This window comes from Poseidonibacter antarcticus, from assembly GCF_003667345.1.
GTDB lineage: Bacteria > Campylobacterota > Campylobacteria > Campylobacterales > Arcobacteraceae > Poseidonibacter > Poseidonibacter antarcticus.
On sequence record NZ_RCWF01000027.1, the window covers coordinates 3,550 to 5,176 of the forward strand.

The 1,627-nt window shown below is 45.5% G+C and carries 1 rRNA gene; it reads right to left on the reverse strand.

Annotated features, from left to right (window positions below):
• Positions 1–110 precede the first annotated feature (110 nt).
• Positions 111–1,627 (reverse strand): 16S ribosomal RNA (locus D9T19_RS14215).

A 1,627-nucleotide genomic window follows, 5' to 3' on the forward strand; every position in this document is an offset into this window, starting at 1 on the left:
ACTTTAATTTTTGTAATTTACATTAAAATAAATAATCTTTATAAACCGAACATAATACTCTTTATTGTTTTTCTTGATGAAGTTAGAATCGAATCTAACTTCTGTCTCTGAAAGGAGGTGATCCAACCGCAGGTTCTCCTACGGTTACCTTGTTACGACTTCACCCCAGTTACTGAATCCACTGTGGAGGGTAGCTATTTTAGCATTCCCGCTTCGAATGAGTTCAATTCCCATGGTGTGACGGGCGGTGAGTACAAGACCCGGGAACGTATTCACCGTAGCATTGCTGATCTACGATTACTAGCGATTCCAACTTCAAGTAGTCGAGTTGCAGACTACTATCCGAACTGGGAGATATTTTTGAGATTTGCTCCACATCACTGTATTGCTGCTCTTTGTATACCCCATTGTAGCACGTGTGTAGCCCTGGACGTAAGGGCCATGATGACTTGACGTCGTCCTCACCTTCCTCCTGGTTACCCAGGCAGTCTCATTAGAGTTCTCAGCCGAACTGTTAGCAACTAATGACGAGGGTTGCGCTCGTTGCGGGACTTAACCCAACATCTCACGACACGAGCTGACGACAGCCGTGCAGCACCTGTATGATAGTTCTAGCAAGCTAGCACTATTACATCTCTGTTATATTCTATCTATGTCAAGTCCAGGTAAGGTTCTTCGCGTATCGTCGAATTAAACCACATGCTCCACCGCTTGTGCGGGTCCCCGTCTATTCCTTTGAGTTTTAATCTTGCGACCGTACTCCCCAGGCGGCACACTTAATGTGTTAACTGCATTACTGCAAGGTCTAGCCTCACAACAACTAGTGTGCATCGTTTAGGGCGTGGACTACCAGGGTATCTAATCCTGTTTGCTCCCCACGCTTTCGAATCTCAGCGTCAATAATGTTCCAGTAGATCGCCTTCGCAATCGGTATTCCTTCTGATCTCTACGGATTTTACCCCTACACCAGAAATTCCATCTACCTCTCCCATATTCTAGATCAACAGTTTCAAAAGCAGTTCAATAGTTAAGCTATTGGATTTCACTTCTGACTTATTTATCCGCCTACATTCTCTTTACGCCCAGTGATTCCGAGTAACGCTTGCACCCTCCGTATTACCGCGGCTGCTGGCACGGAGTTAGCCGGTGCTTATTCATATAGTACCGTCATTATCTTCCTATATAAAAGGAGTTTACGCACCGAAATGTGTCATCCTCCACGCGGCGTTGCTGCATCAGACTTTCGTCCATTGTGCAATATTCCCCACTGCTGCCTCCCGTAGGAGTCTGGACCGTGTCTCAGTTCCAGTGTGACTGATCATCCTCTCAAACCAGTTAAGCGTCATTGTCTTGGTGAGCCATTACCTCACCAACTAACTGATACTGTACAGGCCAATCTTCAAGCTATAAATATTTCCCTTGCAGTCTTTAGACTTAAAGGCATATAGGGTCTTAGCGTCCGTTTCCAAACGTTATCCCCTTCTTGAAGGCATGTTACCTATATATTACTCACCCGTGCGCCACTTAGCTGACAATTATAGCAAGCTATAATCCGTTCTCGTTCGACTTGCATGTGTTAAGCACGCCGCCAGCGTTCACTCTGAGCCAGGATCAAACTCTCCATAAA